The organism is Microbacterium sp. LRZ72, from assembly GCF_033792225.1.
In the GTDB taxonomy this organism is placed as follows: Bacteria; Actinomycetota; Actinomycetes; order Actinomycetales; family Microbacteriaceae; genus Microbacterium.
On sequence record NZ_JANGEX010000007.1, the window covers coordinates 163,421 to 181,302 of the forward strand.

The following is a 17,882-nucleotide window of genomic DNA, read 5'->3' on the forward strand; positions in this document are numbered from 1 at the left end:
TCAGAGTCGCTCGCCGGTGCCCTCGAGCATCTCGTTCCAGAGCTGCTCGAACTGCGGCAGCGTCTTGGCCGTGACGCCGAGGTCGTCGATCTGCACGCCGGGCACCGCCAGTCCGATCAGCGCGCCCGTGGTCGCCATCCGGTGGTCGTGGTGCGAGCGCCAGAGACCGCCCGACAGGGGGCGCGGCACGACGCGGATGCCGTCGGGCAGCTCCCGCGCGTCGCCGCCGAGCGCGTTGATGCCGTCGACCAGCGCGCGGATGCGGTCGGTCTCGTGCAGCCGGATGTGCCCGATGCCCGTGACCGTGGAGGGGCCGTCGGCGAGGGCGGCGAGACCGACGAGCGTGGGGGCGAGTTCGCCCGCCGCCGAGAGATCGATGTCGAACGCGCGCACGCCGTCGCCGGTGAGGGTGAGGGCCTCCGGCGTGCGGGACAGGCGCGCCCCCGCGCGATGCAGGATGTCGGTGAGCAGTGCGCCGGGCTGGGTGGAATGCGCGGGCCACCCCGTCACAGAGACGGAGCCGCCGGCGACCATGGCCGCCGCGAGGAACGGCGCGGCGTTGGACAGGTCCGGCTCGATCGCGATGTCTTTCGCCCTCAGCGGACCCGGCGCGAGCACCCACTCGTTGGGCGCCGGCTTCTCGACGTGCGCGCCACGATGGGCCAGGCACTCGATCGTCATGTCGATGTGGGGGATGCTCGGCAGGCGGTCGCCCGTGTGCATGAGGTGGATGCCGACATCGAAGCGGGCCGCGGCGAGCAGCAGGCCCGAGACGAACTGGCTCGAGCGGGATGCGTCGATGTGCACCTCGCCGCCGCGAACGTGGCCGCGCCCGCGCACGGTGAACGGCAGCGCCCATCGCCCGCCGTCGTCGACGTCGACGCCGACCTCGCGCAGGGCGTGGACCATCTCGCCCATCGGACGGTGCAGGGCGCTGGCGTGCGCGGTGAACTCCACGTCTCCGCGTGCGAACCCCGCGAGCGGGGTGACGAACCGCATCACGGTGCCGGCCTGCCCGCAGTCGATCGTCGTGGACCCGGCGAGCGTCGTGGGTGGGGTCACCACCAGATCGCCCCCGTACCGGCCCGTCCCTTCGACCTCGTCGACGCGCACGCCGAGCGCGGTCAGGGCCTCGATCATGCGCGCCGAGTCCTGGGAGTGGAGCGGGGCCGTGAGGCGGCTCGGGCCTTCGGCGAGCGCGGCGAGCACCAGCTCGCGTCCCGTCAGGGACTTGGAGCCGGGCAGTGCGAGGGTCGCATGCAGCGGCCCGGCGGCCGGCGGCGCCGACCAGGGGGACGGCGAATGCTCCGCGGCTGCCGCGGCGGGGGAATAACCGTGCGACGTCATGGGTTCTCAGCTTATCGAGAGCGTGGAAGGAGAAGCGTGATCACCACGATCGAGCGGACGCGCGTCGCGCGCGTCGACGAGTCGGGCGAGCCTGAGGGTTCGCGCCCACCGGCGGTCGCCCTCGCCCGCATAGACTGGGCGATCATGGACGACGAGGCGGGCGCGACCGGCGCCCCGGAAGAGCAGGATCCGAGTTCACAGTTCGAGCAGCAGGCGCTGCCGTTCATGGATCAGCTGTACGGGGCGGCCATGCGGATGACGCGGAACCCGTCCGATGCGGCCGACCTGGTGCAGGAGACGTTCGTGAAGGCCTTCGCGTCGTGGTCGAGCTTCCGGCAGGGAACCAACCTCAAGGCCTGGCTCTACCGCATCCTGACCAACACCTACATCAACACGTATCGCAAGCGGCAGCGCGAGCCCTTCCAGGGCACGATCGACGAGCTCGAGGACTGGCAGCTCGGTGGCGCCGAGTCGACCACGGCATCCTCGAGCCGTTCCGCGGAGGCCGAGGCGATCGATCACATGCCGGCATCCGCCGTGAAGGACGCCCTGCAGGAGCTCCCCGAGGACTTCCGCCTCGCGGTGTACCTCGCCGACGTCGAGGGATTCGCCTACCAGGAGATCGCCGACATCATGAAGACCCCCATCGGCACGGTCATGAGCCGTCTGCATCGTGGCAGGCGCATGCTGCGTGAGCGACTCGCCGATTACGCGAAAGAGCGGGGCATCACCCCCGCACCATCCAGGAGCACGACATGACTGATTGCGGCTGTGAACAAGCGCGTCGCGACCTCGAGGAGTATCTGCGCCACGAGGTCTGCAAGACCCAGCACACGGACATCACCGAGCATCTGGAGCGCTGCCCGGCGTGCCGCGATGAGGCCCTCGTCGCGAAGACCCTGACCGACGTCGTCGCTCGAGCGTGCCGCGAGAGCGCACCCGAGGAGCTGCGCGACCAGGTGCTCCAGCAGTTGCGCTCTGCGCAGGCGACCCATCACTGAGGTCGCCGCCGGATAACGTGGGGGCATGTCCACCAACGAGGCGAAGCACCACCCGCTGGACCCCACGTCCACCCAGACGCTGGCCGAGCGCGGCTTGGAGTACCGCGCGATCGACACATCCGATGTACGCGTCTTCGCTGCCTTCGCGCAGTCGGAGGCGCGGGGTTTCCTTGAGGCGGAGCAATCACCGGAACGCACGCGGGAATTCGTGGATGCCGTCGCCTACCGCCGCCTCACGGGAGTGTACGACCCGGCATCCGCCGCGCCGGACTCGCCCGTCGGCACGATCGATTCCTGGGTGGCGCAGCTCTCGCTCCCCGGACGGCGCACCACGCCGATGTGGGCGATCAGCGGCGTCACCGTCGCGGCCACGCATCGCCGCCGGGGCATCGCCCGTGCCATGCTCGAGGGCGAGCTTCGCGCGGCCGTCAGTGCCGGTCTGCCTCTCGCGGGCCTGACGGCGACCGAGGCGACGATCTACGGTCGATTCGGTTTCGCGCCCGCGGCCTTCGCCACGCACTGGTCGATCGACGTCCACCGCGTGCGGTGGGCGGGGCCGGCGACCACGGGAAGACTCGATTTCGTGGATCGCCCTCGTGCCGCGGACGAGCTCGCCGCGCTGCACGAGCGGGTGCGGCTGCACCACCCTGGACAGATCGATGCCTGGCCGGGGCGCTGGCGCGAGCTCACCGGAACCGCCGGTGGGGCGGAGGGCGGCCAGAAGATCCGGGCGGTTCGCAGCGCGAACGCCGACGGCGTCACCGAGGGAGTGGCCCTCTACCGCCTGGTGGAGGACTCCCGGGACTACAGCCGGCACACCCTGGAGCTGATCTGCATGATCACCGCGACTCGGGCCGCCTACGCAACGCTCTGGCGCTTCGTCCTCGAGCACGATCTGGTCTCGCGCGTGGAGGCGCCGCTGTGGGCCATCGACGAGCCCGTGCGCTGGATGATCGCCGACCAGCGCGCGGCCACGGTGACCACCCTCGACCACGAGTGGCTGCGGGTGCTCGACGTGCCGGCCGTGCTGACCGCCCGGGCGTACGCCGCGCCCGTCGCGGTCGTCATCGAGGTGTCCGACGAGTTCGGCTTCGCCGCCGGTCGGTGGCGTCTCGAGACCGACGCCGCCGGGCATGCCGAGGTGACCGCCACCGCCGCGGAGCCCGACGTCGTGCTGCCCGTGTCGTCCCTCAGCTCGCTCGTGCTCGGCGGCGTCCGGGCGGCGACCCTGCGCGATGCCGGACGCCTGCACGCGGAGCGCCACGTGGCGAGCATGATCGACGCCGCCTTCGTGGCACCCGACGTGCCCTACCTCGCCATCTGGTACTGACGCCGGGGGCGCCCGCCCCGCCGGTCAATCGACGGGGGCGAGCGCCTCACGCAGCAGTTCGGCATGCTCGGCCGCGTGCACCTTGGGCGAACCTGTCGCCGGCGACGCGGCCTCGGTGCGCGAGATGCGGCGGATCGTGCGTCCGTCCAGGTGCTTGACGACCTCGAGGGCGATGAACGGCCAGGCTCCCTGGTTCTCGGGCTCGTCCTGCACCCAGTACAGGGTCGCGTTCGGGTACCGGTCAAGCACGGCTCGCAGCTGCTCGACCGGGGCGGGGTAGTACTGCTCGAGACGCACGAGGGCGATCGATTCGTCCGGTCGCTTGTCGAGTTCGCCCTTCAGGTCCCAGTGCAGCTTTCCCGCGTGAAGCAGAACCTTCTTCACACCCTTCGGGTCGAGCTCGCGCGTGTCGTCGAGGACGGGTTCGAAGGACCCGGTCGTGAAGTCCTCGACGCTGCTCGTCGCGCCTCGCAGGCGGAGCATCGCCTTCGGCGTGAACACCACCAGCGGACGGCGCGGGCGCTGATAGGCCTGCCGACGCAGCAGGTGGAAGTACGATGCGGGGGTCGAGGGGCGCGCCACCGTCATGTTGTCTTGCGCGCACATCTGCAGGTACCGCTCGATGCGCGCCGACGAGTGGTCGGGACCCTGGCCCTCATAGCCGTGCGGCAGCAGCAGCACGACGCTCGACTGCTGACCCCACTTCTGATCGGCGGACGAGATGAACTCGTCGATGATCGATTGGGCTCCGTTGCCGAAGTCGCCGAACTGCGCCTCCCACAGCACGAGCGCATCGGCGCGTTCCACCGAGTAGCCGTACTCGAATCCCATCGCCGCATACTCGCTCAGCAGGGAGTCGTAGACCCAGAATCGGCCCTGACGCTCGCTCAGATTGGTCAGCGGCAGCCACTCCTGCCCGTTGGCGCGATCGTGCACCACCGAATGCCGCTGCACGAAGGTGCCCCGGCGCGAGTCCTGGCCGGCGAGGCGCACGTTCGTGCCCTCGAGCAGCAGCGAACCGAACGCCAGCAGCTCCCCGAAGGCCCAGTCGATGGCGCCCTTGCGGCTCATGTCGTGGCGCTTCTCGAGCAGCTGCTGCAGCTTGTTGTGCACCGTGAAGCCCTCGGGCTTGTTCACGAACGCGTCGCCGATCATCGCAACGACATCCTGTGACACTCCGGTCGAAGCGAGAGGCTCGCCCGGGGTGTCCTCGACGTCGTCGTCCTTGATGCCCGTGACGTCGTGCGCGCCGGTCTCGGCGGCGTGCGTCTCGGCGAAGGCGACCTCGAGGCGGTCCTGGAAGTCGCGCTTGGCCTCTTCGTACTCCTCCTCGGTGATGTCGCCGCGACCGACCAGGGCCTCGGTGTACAGGCGGCGCACCGACCGCTTCGCCTCGATCAGGTTCGTCATCAGCGGCTGGGTCATCGAGGGGTCATCGCCCTCGTTGTGGCCCCGGCGGCGGTAGCAGATGAGGTCGATGACGACGTCGCGGTGGAACTTCTCGCGGTAGGCGAACGCGAGCTCCGAGACGCGGACGACGGCCTCCGGGTCGTCGCCGTTGACATGGAAGATCGGCGCCTGGATCGACTTCGCGACATCCGTGGCGTAGTGCGAGCTGCGCGCGTCCTGCGGCAGGGTCGTGAAGCCGACCTGGTTGTTGACCACCACGTGGATGGTGCCGCCCGTGCGGTATCCGCGCAGCTGCGACATCTGCAGCGTCTCGACGACGACGCCCTGGCCCGCGAACGCGGCGTCGCCGTGCACGAGGATCGGAAGCCACGAGAACGAGCCGATGTCATGGCGGTCCTGCTTGGCCCGCACGATGCCTTCGAGCACACCGTCGACTGTCTCGAGGTGGGACGGGTTCGCCGCGAGATAGACCGGCAGCTCCGAGCCGTCGCCCTTGAAGGTGCCCTCGGTTCCGAGGTGGTATTTCACATCGCCCGAGCCGCGCTTGTTGCCGGGCAGGCTGGTTCCCTCGAATTCGCGGAACACCTGCCCGTAGGTCTTGCCGGCGATGTTGGTCAGCACGTTCAGACGCCCGCGATGGGCCATACCGATGGCGGCGCCGTCGAGGCCGGCCTCGGCCGCCCCGCGCAGGATCTCGTCGAGGAGGGGGATGAGGGACTCACCGCCCTCGAGGCTGAACCGCTTCTGCCCGACGTACTTCGTCTGCAGGAACGTCTCGAACGCCTCGGCCTGGTTGAGCTTCTCGAGGATGCGCAGCTGCTCGTCGTGGCCGGGCTTCGAATACGCCATCTCGACCTGCTGCTGGAACCAGCGACGCTGTTCCGGGTCCTGGATGTGCATGTACTCGAGGCCGATGGTGCGGCAGTACGAGTCGCGCAGCACGCCGAGGATGTCGCGCAGCTTCATCAGCCGCCGGCCACCGAAGCCGCCCGTGACGAACTCGCGGTCGAGGTCCCAGAACGTCAGGCCGTGGCTCTCGATCTCGAGGTCGTGGTGCTCGCGCTGCACGTACTCGAGCGGATCGATGTCGGCCATCAGGTGTCCGCGCACGCGGTAGGCGTTGATCAGCTCCTGCACACGTGCGGTCTTGTCGACGCGCTCGGCGATGTCGACGTTGATGTCGTTGGCCCAGTGGATGGGGGCGTACGGGATGCGCAGCGCGGCGAAGATGTCCTCGTAGAAGCGGCGCTTGCCGGCGAGCATCTCGTGGATCGTCTTCAGGAACTCGCCCGAACCGGCCCCCTGGATCACCCGGTGGTCGTACGTGCTCGTGAGCGTGATCGTCTTGCCGATTCCGAGCTCGACGAGGGTCTTCTCGCTCGAGCCCTGGAACTCGGCGGGATACTCCAGCGCACCGGCGCCGACGATGCAGCCCTGGCCCTTCATCAGGCGGGGCACCGAGTGCACGGTTCCGATGCCGCCCGGGTTGGTGAGCGAGATCGTCGTGCCCTGGAAGTCCGCGGCGGTGAGCTTGTTCTTGCGGGCGCGGCTGACGAGGTCCTCGTACGCGGCGAGGTACTCGCCGAAGGTCATCGTGTCGGCGCGCTTGATGCTCGGCACCAGCAGACTGCGGGTGCCGTCGGGGCGGGGAAGATCGATCGCGATGCCGAGGTTCACGTGGGCGGGCGAGACGACGGCGGGCTTGCCGTCCATCTCGGCGTAGAACACGTTCTGGCTCGGGAACGCCTTGAGGCTCTGGATGATGGCCCACCCGATCAGGTGGGTGAAGCTGATCTTGCCGCCCCGGGTGCGCGCCATGTGGTTGTTGATGACGATGCGGTTGTCGATCATCAGCTTGGCCGGGATCGTGCGCACGCTGGTGGCCGTCGGCACGGTGAGCGACTCGTCCATGTTCGCCGCGAGTGCCTTGGGCATGCCCTTGAGTACCGTGACCGCGTCCTCTTCGACGGCATCTTCGGAGGCGGCGGCGGAGTTCTCCGGCGCCTCGGCCGGGATCGGCTGGGGCGCGGCGGGCTTCGCCGTGGTCCGCGCGACAGGCACGGGCGCGGTCGCCGGACGTGCGTCGTTCTTCGCATGCGCCTTGGCCCCGTTGCCGGCGGTGTCGACGGGCTCGGCCTTCGACGGCGCAGCCGCCGGGGGAGCCGGCGCCTTCTGCTCCGGCGCAGGCGCCGCGGGTGCGGCATCCTGAGCGTCATCCGACACGTCGACGGGGTGGTAGGCCTCGAGAATCGGCCACCATGCCTTGTCGACGGCGTTCTTGTCCGCCTTGAACTGCTCGTAGAGTTCGTCGACGAGCCATTCGTTGGCCCCGAACTCACCTTCGTTCGAAGTCCCGACGCCCGTCACCTGGCTCGACACGCTGGATCGCCCTCTTTCATCGATGAAGTGTGGTTCCGCGCGCCGCGCTGACGCCGCGCGCGCCGGTATCAAGGGTATCCCAGTCGGAGCCGCCCACAGGCCGGGCGCGCCCTCTGCGACGGGTGTCCAGCCGCCGGTCCTGCACAACCAATGGTGAAGCGGATAGCGTGGGTCGATGGAGTTCTCCGGTGAGCGTCCCCAGGTCGACCTGACGTACTCGGACGTGTTCCTCGTGCCGCGGCGCTCCGACGTGCCGAGTCGGCTGCAGGTGGACCTCTCGCCGCGCGACGGAACGCCCGCGACCCTGCCGCTCGTCTCGGCGAACATGAACTCGGTGACGGGGGCGCGCCTTGCGGCGACCCTCGCTCGGCGAGGCGGCCTGGGCGTGCTTCCGCAGGACATGCCGTTGCAGGAGATGGATGCCGCCATCCGCTGGATCAAACGCCAGCCCGTGGGGTGGGATGCCGCTCTGGTGCTGCCGCCCGAGGCCACGGTCGCCGACGCCCTGCGGCTGCTGCCGCCGGCCGAGGGGCACGGCATCGTCGTCGCCGAACCCGGTGAACGCGTCGCCGCCGCCGACGTGCGCGGCATCGTCCCGGCATCCCGGCTGGCGACGGCCCTCGCCGACGCCCGGCTCGGCGACCTGGCGCGGCGGGACACCCCCTCGATCGAGGCCGAGGACCTGACCGACGCGCGTTCGGCATTCGACGTGCTCACGGCCGCCGGCGTCGACGTCATGTGCGTCGTCGAGCACGGGCGGCTCGCCGGCACCGTGAGCCGCCGCGGGGCGCTGCGCCAGACGCTGTACCGCCCCGCCGTGGACGGCGCGGGCCGGCTGGCGGTCGCCGCGGCGGTGGGGATCAACGGCGACGTCGCGGCGAAGGCGAAGGCGCTCGTCGCGGCGGGTGTCGACGTCATCGTCGTCGACACCGCCCACGGTCACCAGGAGGGGATGCTGCGCGCGCTGCAGGAGGTCGCCGAGCTGGGCCTGTCGGTCCCCATCGCCGCCGGCAACGTCGTCACGGCCGAGGGGGTGCACGATCTCGTCACATCCGGCGCCTCCATCGTCAAGGTGGGGGTGGGGCCCGGAGCGATGTGCACGACGCGGATGATGACGGCGGTCGGCCGCCCCCAGTTCTCCGCGGTGCTCGAGTCCGCTGAGGCCGCGCGCCTCATGGGGGCCCACGTCTGGGCCGACGGCGGCGTGCGATACCCCCGCGATGTGGCGCTGGCGCTGGCTGCGGGCGCGGCATCCGTCATGGTGGGGTCGTGGTTCGCGGGCACGATCGAGGCACCCGGCGATCTTCTGCTGGATGCCGATGGCCGGGCCTACAAGGAATCGTGGGGGATGGCCTCGACCAAGGCTGTGCACGCGCGCTTCGGGAGGCTCGATCCGTACGAGCTCGCCCGCAAGGAGCTGTTCGCCGAGGGGATCTCGTCGTCGAGGATCTACCTGGATCCGCATCGACCGGGCATCGAGGACCTGCTCGACATGATCACCTCGGGTGTGCGGTCCTCCTTCACCTACGCGGGGGCGGCGAGCGTGCCCGCCTTCCACGAGCGGGCGCGGGTCGGCCTGCAGTCCGCGGCCGGGTACGACGAGGGCAAGGCGCTGCCCGTCAGCTGGTGAGCGCCCGCGCGTCGTCTGTCGGTTGCGGCGGCACTTTCCGGCGCGGGCGGCACGAATCTCCGCAGCCGACGCCGATTCCTGCAGCCCCAATCGAGAGGAGGCCCCGGCGCCCGCGCTCGCTCGGTGCCGGGTCAGCGGCCGGGGCGTGGACGGCGAGAGGGCACCCCGGCGCGAGTGAGGATGTCCCACAGCAGCGACGGGCGGTCCAGTTCGCGCGTGCCCCAGCGCGACAGGCCCCGCACCTGACGCCGCAGCCGGTCCTCGCGGTCCTTCTCCGCGAGCACCACCTGCTCGGGTGTCCGGCTGCGCAGCAAGGCCGGGTCGATGTACTTGCCGAGGCCATCGAACTCACCGATGTGGTCGACACCCTCAAAGTAGAAGTCGCTGTAGGCCATGCGCCCGTTGTCCAGGCGGAAGGGGCGCTGCAGCTCGGGCTCGGCGAAACCGAGCAGATCGATCAGCACCCGGCTCTGCGACTCCCGCACCGAGTCGGCGCCCCCGCATGCGAAGGCGGCGACGCGCCTGGCCCGCGCCGCGCCCGGCCCCCGCAGTCGCGCTGCGATGGCGGCCAGCTCTGCGGAGTCGGCGAGCGCCCCGCCCGGCCTCCTGGCCCAGAGCACCTGGTCGGCGACGGCCACACCGTGGGCGAAGGGCAGGATGCGCGCCAGGTCGATGGCCGTCTGCGCCGGCGTGGTCACGAAGTGGCGGCCCCAGGGCACGGCATCCACTCGGGTGAGGTCGCGCGTGTGGCGCCGGACGACTCCCGATGATCTGCCGCCCGTCGTGCGCGCCACCGAGACGTCGACGACGTCCGGCCACGCCCCCAGGATCTGCAGGTCCCAATACGCGGCGGCGGCGAAATGCGAGAGCAGGATGCCGGCGCCCAGTCTCGCCGTGGCCTCGATGACACGCACGAGGTGCCGGGCGAGCGGGTCGAGCTCCTCCCACCGCCGCGCCTCGACGTAGGAGCCCGGTGCGATGCGCGCTACGGCACCGGCCGCGAGCTGCGCGCGCACCAGACGATCGTTCAACGGGTCGACGAGCTCGCGGCGCCGGATGACGTCCGTGGGGGCAGAAGGCGGTCGATGCATGCAGGCATCCTCGTCGGCCCGAAACCGGCCGCGACGTCCGATGTGCCTGTGTGTGCGAAGCCGGGAGCCGGCCGCCCCTGTGGAGGGCCGGTGGTGCCGGGCGACCCCGACGCGCGCGATCGTCCCCGTTGGGGCGGCACTTTTCGGCGGCGGCGCCGGTTATTCCTGCCGCCCCGGCCGAAAAGTGCCGCCGCAACGAGAGGGGGAGGAGAGGAGGAGAGGAGGGGGATCGCGCTAGACTTCTCCCTACAATGGACGACCCTCCCAGTTGCAGACCCTCGCCCCACCGTCCCTCCTCCTGCACCGGGGGTGAGAAGTGATGTTCGACTACATCATGCTGGGCGTGGGGCTCCTGCTCATCGTCGGCACCGGCCTGTTCGTCGCCAGCGAGTTCGCGCTGGTCAACCTCGACCGCGCCGAACTCGAGGCACGCCGGGAGCGCGGCGAGTCGCGTCTGGCGATCACGATCGCCGCGCTGCGGATCACGTCGACGCACCTGTCGAGCGCGCAGCTGGGCATCACCCTGACGACCCTGCTCACCGGCTACACGATGGAGCCGGCCCTGTCGAACCTGCTGCGACCGGTGCTCGCCGACCTGCGCATCCCCGAGGCGGTGGCCTCGCCCCTGGCCGTCTTCGTCTCGATCACCGTGGCGACGATGCTCTCGATGATCATCGGGGAGCTCGTCCCCAAGAACTTCGCACTCGCGCTGCCGCGCCAGACCGCCAAGCTCGTGATGCCCTTCCAGGTCGCGTTCACGATGGTGTTCCGCCCCGCCATCGCCGGTCTCAACGGGTCTGCCAACGCCGTGCTGCGCGCCATCGGCATCGAGCCCAAAGAAGAGCTCTCGGGTGCCCGGACCGCAGAGGAGCTCTCGTCGCTCGTGCGGCGCTCCGCCAGCGCAGGGGTGCTGGAGCAGGACACCGCGTCGCTGCTGAACCGCACCCTGCTGTTCGCCCGCCACACCGCCGACGACGTGATGACGCCGCGTCCCAAGATGCACTGCATCGCGCGCGATGACTCCGCCGACGACGTCATCCAGCTCGCACGGCGCACCGGACACAGCCGCTTTCCCGTCTTCGGCGAATCCCTCGACGACATCATCGGCGTCGTGCATCTGAAGGCGGCCGTCAGCGTTCCGCGGGAGCGGCGCGCGGACGTGCCCGCGGCCGCGCTCGCCACCGAGCCGTTGCGCGTACCCGAGACGGTGCACCTGGATGCGCTGATCTCCGAGCTCCGCGCACGGGGATACCAGCTCGCGATCGTGGTCGACGAGTACGGCGGAACCGCGGGCGTCGTGACGCTGGAGGACCTCGTCGAGGAGATCGTGGGCGAGGTGGCGGACGAGCACGACCGCAGCCGGGCGGGCCTCGTGCGGGGCAAGGACTCGGTCTCCTTCCCCGGAAACTGGCGACCGGACGAGGTGCTCGACCGCACCGGCATCCGGCTGCCCGAAGGGGACGTCTACGACACCGTCGGCGGCCTGATCATGAGTGTCGTCGAGCGCATCCCCGCGGTCGGCGACGAGGTCGAGGTGGAGGGCGGAAAGCTGTCGGTGCTGCGCATGGACGGACGTCGTGTCGACCGGGTGCGCTTCATCCCGGATCCGGAGACGGATGCGGGGGAGCCCTCGAGCGAGACGGGACCGCAGCGCCTGGTGAGGGTTCGCGCCGACCGTGAAGGGGGTGCGCGATGAGCGATTGGGCCGGAATCGTCTGGCTGGTCGTCCTGCTCGTGGCGAACGCCTTTTTCGTCGGCGCCGAATTCGCCGTCATCTCGGCGCGCCGGTCGCAGATCGAGCCTCTGGCGGAGAAGGGCTCGCGCGCGGCGAAGACCGCGCTCTACGCGATGGAGCACGCGACGCTGATGCTCGCGACGTCGCAGCTGGGCATCACCGTGTGCTCGCTGCTGATCCTGAACGTCTCCGAGCCGGCGATCCACCATCTTCTCGAGATCCCCTTCGGCTGGACGGGGCTGGCACCCGCCGCGGTCGACGTGACGGCGTTCGTCGTCGCGCTGCTGATCGTGTCGTACCTGCACGTGGTCTTCGGCGAGATGATCCCGAAGAACCTGGCGTTCTCGCTGCCCGACCGCGCGGTGCTCATGCTCGCGCCGCCGCTGGTGTGGGTGTCGAAGGTGTTCCACCCCGTCATCGCGACCCTCAACTGGATCGCGAACGGGGTGCTGCGGCTGTTCCGCGTGGAGCCGAAGAACGAGGCGGCCTCCACGTTCACGCTCGACGAGGTCGCGACGATCGTGAACCAGTCGACGATGGAGGGCGTGCTCGACGACCGGGCGGGCGCCGTCGCCGCGGCCGTCGAGTTCACCGACAAGAAGGCGCGCGACATCGCCGTGCCCCTGGGCCAGCTCGTCGCCTTTCCCGAGACGACGACGCCGGCCGAGATCGAACGGGCCGTGGCGGTCCACGGCTTCTCGCGATACGTCATCGTGGATGCCGACGGGGAGCCGATCGGCTACGTGCATCTGAAGGACATCCTGCGCTCGGCGGACGCCACGGACGAGCGCATCGACCGGCCGCTGCCCGCCAAGCGCATCCACCACATGGTCCCCGTGTCGGAGAACACGGACCTCGAGGACGCGCTCGCCACGATGCGCCGATCCGGACGCCACCTCGGTCGGGTACGGGATCGCTCGGGTGCCACGACGGGCGTGCTGTTCCTCGAGGACATCATCGAGGAACTGGTGGGAGAGGTGCAGGACGCCACCCGCCGGATGTGATCGTGCGCCCGGGTGCTCAGGCCGGACGCGCGCGCTCGTACTGCGGGGGCCAGAGGCTCGCGGCCGAGCCCAGCTGCTCGGCGACGCGCAGCCCGAAGTGCGGGTCGCGCAGCCACTCCCGTCCGGCGAAGATCGCGTCGGCGTGCCCCGCGCGCAGCACCTCTTCGGCGTGGATGCCGTCGCAGATCTCGCCGACGGCCGCCACCGGATGCCCGCTCTCGCGCCGCACGTGCGCCGCGAGCGGCACCTGATAGCCGGGTCCCGGCACGATCCGCTGGTGCGCGACGAGACCCCCGCTCGAGATGTCGAACATGTCGGCTCCCGCCTCGGCGGCCCATCCCGCGACGACGGCGGTGTCACGCTCGTCCCAGCCGTCGGGGACCGCATCGGTGGCCGAGAACCGCACGAGAACGGCGGTGCCCGCACCTGCGGCCTCGCGCACGGCGGTGACGACCCGCAGCAGCAGGCGTGCCCGGTTCTCCAGCGAGCCGCCGTAGGAGTCCTCGCGCCTGTTCGACAACGGCGAGAGGAACTCGTGCAGCAGGTACCCGTGCGCGGCGTGCACCTCGAGCACGTCGAAACCGGCCTCGACGGCTCGGAGCGCCGCGGCGCGGAACCCCTCGACGACGCGCTCGATGCCGTCCTCGTCGAGGGCGACGGGCTCGGCGTACCCCTCGTACGCGATCGCCGACGGCGCCGCGGTCTGCCAGCCGCCCTCGGCGACGGCCACGCTGCCGCGTCGGCCGGAGAACGGCCACCACGTGGATGCCTTGCGCCCGGCGTGCGCGAGCTGGATGCCTGCGGCGGCGCCGCGGGCGTGGACCGCGGCGACGATCGTCGCCCACCGGTCGCGCTGGGCGTCGTTCCACAGGCCGGTGTCGCGGGGGGAGATCCGGCCCTCCGGCGCGACCGCCGTCGCCTCGGCGACGACCAGCCCCGCACCGCCCGCGGCGAACTGCGCCAGGTGCACGTGATGCCAGTCGCCCGGCATCCCGTCCTCGGCGCTGTACATGCACATCGGCGATACCCAGAGCCGGTTGCGCATCGTCGTCGCTCGCACGGTCAGTGGCTCGAAAAGCAGGCTCACGGGACTCCTCGTCGCCGGTAACGTGAGGGGATGATCGCCCCTCGGGAATGGGATGCCGCGGCCGCGGCCGCATACGTGAAGATGCCAACGGATGCCGATGACAAGTATTCCCGCGGCGTCGTCGGGGTGCGGACGGGCTCACGGCAGTTTGCGGGAGCGGCGGTGCTGGGCGTCTGCGCCGCGTGGCGCGCGGGCGCCGGGATGGTGCGCTACGTCGGTCCCGACCTCGTCGGCTCGCTCGTGCTGCAGCGACGCCCCGAGACGGTGCTCGTCGGCGGGCGGGTGCAGGCGTGGGTGATCGGCTCGGGCACCTCGGCGGAGAGTCGCGAGGCGGATGAGGAGCAGGCGCTGCGGCGCCTGCTGGGCGGCGTGGCACCGGTGGTCGTCGACGCCGGTGCGCTCGACCTGGCGTCGGGGGCATCCGCGCCCCTCGTGCTGACACCCCATGCGGGCGAGTTCGCACGCCTCCGCCGCCAGGTCGGCCTCGACGAATCCGCGCACGATGACGCAGCCGGCGCCGCGGCCGATGCCGCCGACGATGCCGCAGTCGCCGAGACCGCGCGGGTGCTGAACGCCACCGTGCTGCGCAAGGGCGCGCGCACGGTCGTCGCGACGCCCGGCGGATGGAGCGCGGCGGTGCGGGCCGGCACGCCGTGGCTGGCCACGGCGGGAACCGGCGACGTGCTGGGGGGTGTGCTCGGCGCGATCCTCGCCGCGCACGCTGACGAGATCGCGGCCGATCGCGAGATGCTCGGCCCTCTCGCTGCGACCGCCGCCTTCGTGCACGGTGCGGCGGGACGACAGGCCGCCGGTGTCGAGGCAGCGTCCGGGCGCGGGGGGCATCCCCTCACGGCTCTCGAGGTGGCGGATGCCGTGCCCGGGGTGCTCGGTGCCCTGGCAGCGGGAGCGGCATCCTGAGCGGCGCCGTTGCCGCCGTGCGCGACACGGCCGGCTCGCGGGCGCTGCTGTGGAGCGCGTTCGCGGTCGTGCACGTGCTCGTCGCGGTGCTCGGCTTCGTGCTGCCGAATCAGCCGATGGGCGACGTCTACCTGGTCTACGAGCCGTGGGCGGCCGGTGCGCTGCAGGGCGCGGTGCCCGGCATCGCCTACCCCTTCGTCTACCCGCAGCTGGCGATCGTGCCGATGCTGGCCGCCCAGCTGCTGGCGGGCCCCGGGGGGTACGTGCTCGGCTGGGCGCTGCTCGTGACAGCCCTGGATGCCGTCGCGTTCGGCGTGCTCGTGGGGGCGGCGCGCTCGCGGGGCCGGGTGCGCGCGGCATGGTTCTGGCTCGGCTTCGCCCTGCTGCTGGGGCCGGTGGGCATGTACCGCATCGACGCGATCACCGTGGCTCTCGCCGTGCTCGGGCTGCTCCTGCTCGTGCACCGTCCCGCCGCAGCGGCGCTGCTGCTGAGCGTCGGGGCGTGGATCAAGGTCTGGCCCGCGGCGCTCGTTGCGGCGGCGATCGTCGCCGTGCGCCGACGCGCGACCGTGCTCGCCGTCGCGCTCGCGGTCAGCGCGCTCGTCGCCGCCGCGGTGTTCGTCGTCGGCGGGGGCGCCCACCTCGCGGGGTTCATCGGCACCCAGACGGGGCGCGGCATCCAGCTCGAGGCACCCGTCGCCACGTGGTACCTCTGGCGCGCGGTGGCGGGGATCGAGGGATCGTTCATCTTCTACGACCCCGAGATCCTCACCTTTCAGGTGGCCGGGCCAGAGGTGGATCCGCTGATCGCGGCGATGACGCCCGCGCTGGCGGCAGCGGCCGTCGCCGTGCTCGGACTCGGGGCGCTGAAGGCGGTACGGGGCGCCCCGCTGGTGCGGCTGCTGCCCCCGCTGATGCTGGCCGTCGTGCTCGTGCTGATCGTGTTCAACAAGGTCGGCTCGCCCCAGTTCCAGACATGGCTGATCGCGCCGCTTGTGCTGTGGCTGGTGCTCGATCGACGGCGTGCCCGCGTGCCCGCCGTGCTGGCGCTCGTCGTCGCGGGGCTGACCCAGGCGGTCTATCCCCTCACGTACGGTCTGCTGCTCTCCGCCGATCCCGTCGGGACGGCGCTGCTGACGGCCCGCAATGCGGCGTCGCTCGCGCTGCTCGTCGTCGTTCTCGCCGCGCTCGTCCGGATGCCCGCGCCCGGTCCACGTCCACGGCAGCCGGCACGGGTCGTCGCGTGACGCCACAGTCCACCACCACGCACACCACAACCGGGAGGAACCCCATGCTCATCGCCTTCTCCGTCGCACCCACCGGCACCGGCAGCGCCGACGGCTCCGTACACGACGCGGTCGCCGCCGCGGTTCGCGTCGTGCGCGAATCGGGGCTGCCGCATCGCACCACATCGATGTTCACCGAGATCGAGGGGGACTGGGACGAGGTGTTCGACGTCGTCCGCCGGGCCACCGACGCGGTCATGCCGTTCGGGTCCCGCGTCTCGCTCGTGCTCAAGGCCGACATCCGGCCCGGGTACTCCGGCGAGCTCGACGGCAAGATCGACCGCCTCGAGTCCGCGATAGACTCCGGGAGTGACCCCCGATAACCACACTCGGGGGGCGGCGATGTGGGCGCTCCTCTCCCTCGCCGTCGGCAGCTTCGGCATCGGCATGACCGAATTCGTCGTCATGGGCCTGCTGCCCGAGATCGCGCGCGATCTGCAGCCGGCCCTCTGGCAGGCGTCATCCGACGACGCGATCGCGTCGGCCGGCTGGCTGATCAGCCTGTACGCGCTCGGTGTCGTCGTCGGCGCTCCCACCATCTCCGGCCTTGTCGCGCGCTTTCCCCGCAACCGGGTCATCGTGGCGCTCGCCGCCGCCCTGGCCGTCTTCTCGCTCCTGACGGTGATCGCGCCCACGTTCGAGCTCGTCGCGGTCTCGCGTTTTCTCGCGGGGCTGCCGCACGGGGCGTTCTTCGGGATGGGCGCGCTCATCGCGGCGGACGTGCTCGGTCCGCGCCGGCGCGCCCAGGGCGTCGCCTTCGTGCTCACCGGGCTCACGGTGGCCAACGTCGTGGGCGTGCCGCTCGGCACCCTGCTCGGCCAGCTCGCCGGCTGGCGGGCCGCCTTCGGTGTCGTCGCCGTGATCTTCGTGGCCGCCACGGTGATGCTCGCGCTGTTCGTGCCGCCGCACCCGGGGGATGCCGGCCGCACGTTCCGCGCCGAGCTCGGGGTGTTCCGCGTCGGCCAGGTCTGGATCGCCCTCGCGATCGGGGCGATCGGGTTCGGGGGTTTCTTCGCGGTCTACAGCTACGTGGCGCCGCTGGTCACCGAGGTCGCCGGGGGCCCCAGTGGGCCGTCCCCCTCGTGCTCGTCGTGATGGGGCTGGGCATGACGATCGGCAATCTGCTCGGCGGCCGTCTCGCCGACGGCAACCTGCCGCGCACCCTCATCGGGGCGCTTCTGGCGCTCGCCGTCGCCCAGACGCTGCTCGCGCTGACGTCGGCCTGGCTGGTGCCGCTCGTCGTGTTCATCTTCGCGGTGGGCGCCGCATCGGCGGTCACCAGCCCCGCCATCCAGACGCGGCTGATGGATGTCGCCGGTGAGAACCAGTCGATCGCGGCGGCGCTGAACCACTCCGCGCTGAACATCGGCAACAGCCTGGGCGCGTTCCTCGGCGGCGTGGTCATCACGCTCGGCTGGGGATTCACGATGCCGGCGTGGGTCGGGGTGGCACTGGCGCTCGCGGGGGTGGGGCTCGCGGCCCTCAGCTTCGGGACCGAGCGGCGAACGGCGTCGCCGGCCGACCTCGAAGGCGCGCGGCCCCCGGCATCCGCCCCGCAGCCCGTCGCGACGGGGCCGACCCGCACCCCCTAGTAGTACTTGGTTAGGTTCTTGTTAATGGTCGTGGGAGCTGTTAACGTCGCGGCGTGCGAGCGGATGAGATCG

Annotated in this window: 13 protein-coding genes and 1 pseudogene; 10 read left to right on the forward strand and 4 right to left on the reverse strand. The window is 71.1% G+C overall.

Going from position 1 to position 17,882, the window contains the following annotated elements; genetic code table 11:
- Window positions 1-1,347, reverse strand: a complete 1,347-nt coding sequence (gene aroA / locus M4I32_RS09720) for a 3-phosphoshikimate 1-carboxyvinyltransferase (protein WP_319034287.1) — start codon at window positions 1,345-1,347, stop codon at window positions 1-3.
- A gap of 144 nt (window positions 1,348-1,491) precedes the next feature.
- On the opposite strand from aroA, the gene M4I32_RS09725 reads away from it, so the two are divergent.
- Genes M4I32_RS09725 through M4I32_RS09735 form a run of 3 tightly spaced genes read left to right on the forward strand, consistent with a single transcriptional unit; the run spans window position 1,492 to window position 3,678 of the window.
- On the forward strand, window positions 1,492-2,106 hold the full coding sequence (locus M4I32_RS09725; protein WP_319034307.1) for a sigma-70 family RNA polymerase sigma factor: 615 nt from the start codon (window positions 1,492-1,494) through the stop codon (window positions 2,104-2,106).
- Entirely contained in the window at window positions 2,103-2,348 is a 246-nt protein-coding gene (locus M4I32_RS09730) for a zf-HC2 domain-containing protein (RefSeq protein ID WP_319034288.1), read from the forward strand. Before M4I32_RS09725 ends, M4I32_RS09730 begins: the two co-directional genes overlap by 4 nt.
- 25 nt (window positions 2,349-2,373) lie before the next feature.
- Window positions 2,374-3,678, forward strand: a complete 1,305-nt coding sequence (locus M4I32_RS09735) for a GNAT family N-acetyltransferase (RefSeq protein ID WP_319034289.1) — start codon at window positions 2,374-2,376, stop codon at window positions 3,676-3,678.
- A 24-nt stretch (window positions 3,679-3,702) separates the two neighbouring features.
- Here M4I32_RS09735 and M4I32_RS09740 read toward each other — a convergent pair whose 3' ends face one another.
- A complete protein-coding gene (locus M4I32_RS09740) occupies window positions 3,703-7,467 on the reverse strand; it encodes a multifunctional oxoglutarate decarboxylase/oxoglutarate dehydrogenase thiamine pyrophosphate-binding subunit/dihydrolipoyllysine-residue succinyltransferase subunit (protein ID WP_319034290.1) in 3,765 nt (1,254 codons plus the stop codon).
- Window positions 7,468-7,642: 175 nt separating this feature from the next.
- On the opposite strand from M4I32_RS09740, the gene M4I32_RS09745 reads away from it, so the two are divergent.
- The gene (locus M4I32_RS09745; protein ID WP_319034291.1) at window positions 7,643-9,097 is read left to right on the forward strand and encodes a GuaB1 family IMP dehydrogenase-related protein; all 1,455 of its coding nucleotides are present in this window, start codon (window positions 7,643-7,645) and stop codon (window positions 9,095-9,097) included.
- 131 nt (window positions 9,098-9,228) lie between these two features.
- On the opposite strand, the gene M4I32_RS09750 is transcribed toward M4I32_RS09745, so the two are convergent.
- Complete coding sequence (locus M4I32_RS09750) at window positions 9,229-10,188, reverse strand: hypothetical protein (RefSeq protein ID WP_319034292.1); 960 nt, start codon at window positions 10,186-10,188, stop codon at window positions 9,229-9,231.
- Window positions 10,189-10,507: 319 nt separating this feature from the next.
- On the opposite strand from M4I32_RS09750, the gene M4I32_RS09755 reads away from it, so the two are divergent.
- Complete coding sequence (locus M4I32_RS09755; RefSeq protein WP_319034293.1) at window positions 10,508-11,884, forward strand: hemolysin family protein; 1,377 nt, start codon at window positions 10,508-10,510, stop codon at window positions 11,882-11,884.
- Window positions 11,881-12,927 (forward strand): hemolysin family protein, encoded by a 1,047-nt coding sequence (locus M4I32_RS09760; protein ID WP_319034294.1) that lies wholly within the window; start codon window positions 11,881-11,883, stop codon window positions 12,925-12,927. The genes M4I32_RS09755 and M4I32_RS09760 overlap by 4 nt, the downstream gene beginning before the upstream one ends.
- A gap of 16 nt (window positions 12,928-12,943) precedes the next feature.
- On the opposite strand, the gene M4I32_RS09765 is transcribed toward M4I32_RS09760, so the two are convergent.
- Window positions 12,944-14,014, reverse strand: coding sequence for an NADH:flavin oxidoreductase/NADH oxidase (locus M4I32_RS09765; protein ID WP_319034295.1), 1,071 nt, complete (start codon window positions 14,012-14,014; stop codon window positions 12,944-12,946).
- 30 nt (window positions 14,015-14,044) lie between these two features.
- Between M4I32_RS09765 and M4I32_RS09770 the strand changes: the two genes are divergently transcribed.
- From M4I32_RS09770 to M4I32_RS15220, 4 genes and pseudogenes are all read left to right on the forward strand, one after another.
- Complete coding sequence (locus M4I32_RS09770; protein ID WP_319034296.1) at window positions 14,045-14,932, forward strand: ADP/ATP-dependent (S)-NAD(P)H-hydrate dehydratase; 888 nt, start codon at window positions 14,045-14,047, stop codon at window positions 14,930-14,932.
- Between the two features lie 17 nt (window positions 14,933-14,949).
- The gene (locus tag M4I32_RS09775) at window positions 14,950-16,179 is read left to right on the forward strand and encodes a glycosyltransferase 87 family protein (protein WP_319034297.1); all 1,230 of its coding nucleotides are present in this window, start codon (window positions 14,950-14,952) and stop codon (window positions 16,177-16,179) included.
- A gap of 44 nt (window positions 16,180-16,223) precedes the next feature.
- Complete coding sequence (locus M4I32_RS09780; RefSeq protein ID WP_319034298.1) at window positions 16,224-16,541, forward strand: thiamine-binding protein; 318 nt, start codon at window positions 16,224-16,226, stop codon at window positions 16,539-16,541.
- 19 nt (window positions 16,542-16,560) lie between these two features.
- Window positions 16,561-17,810 (forward strand): annotated as a pseudogene (locus tag M4I32_RS15220) (MFS transporter).
- The last annotated feature ends 72 nt before the right edge of the window (window positions 17,811-17,882 follow it).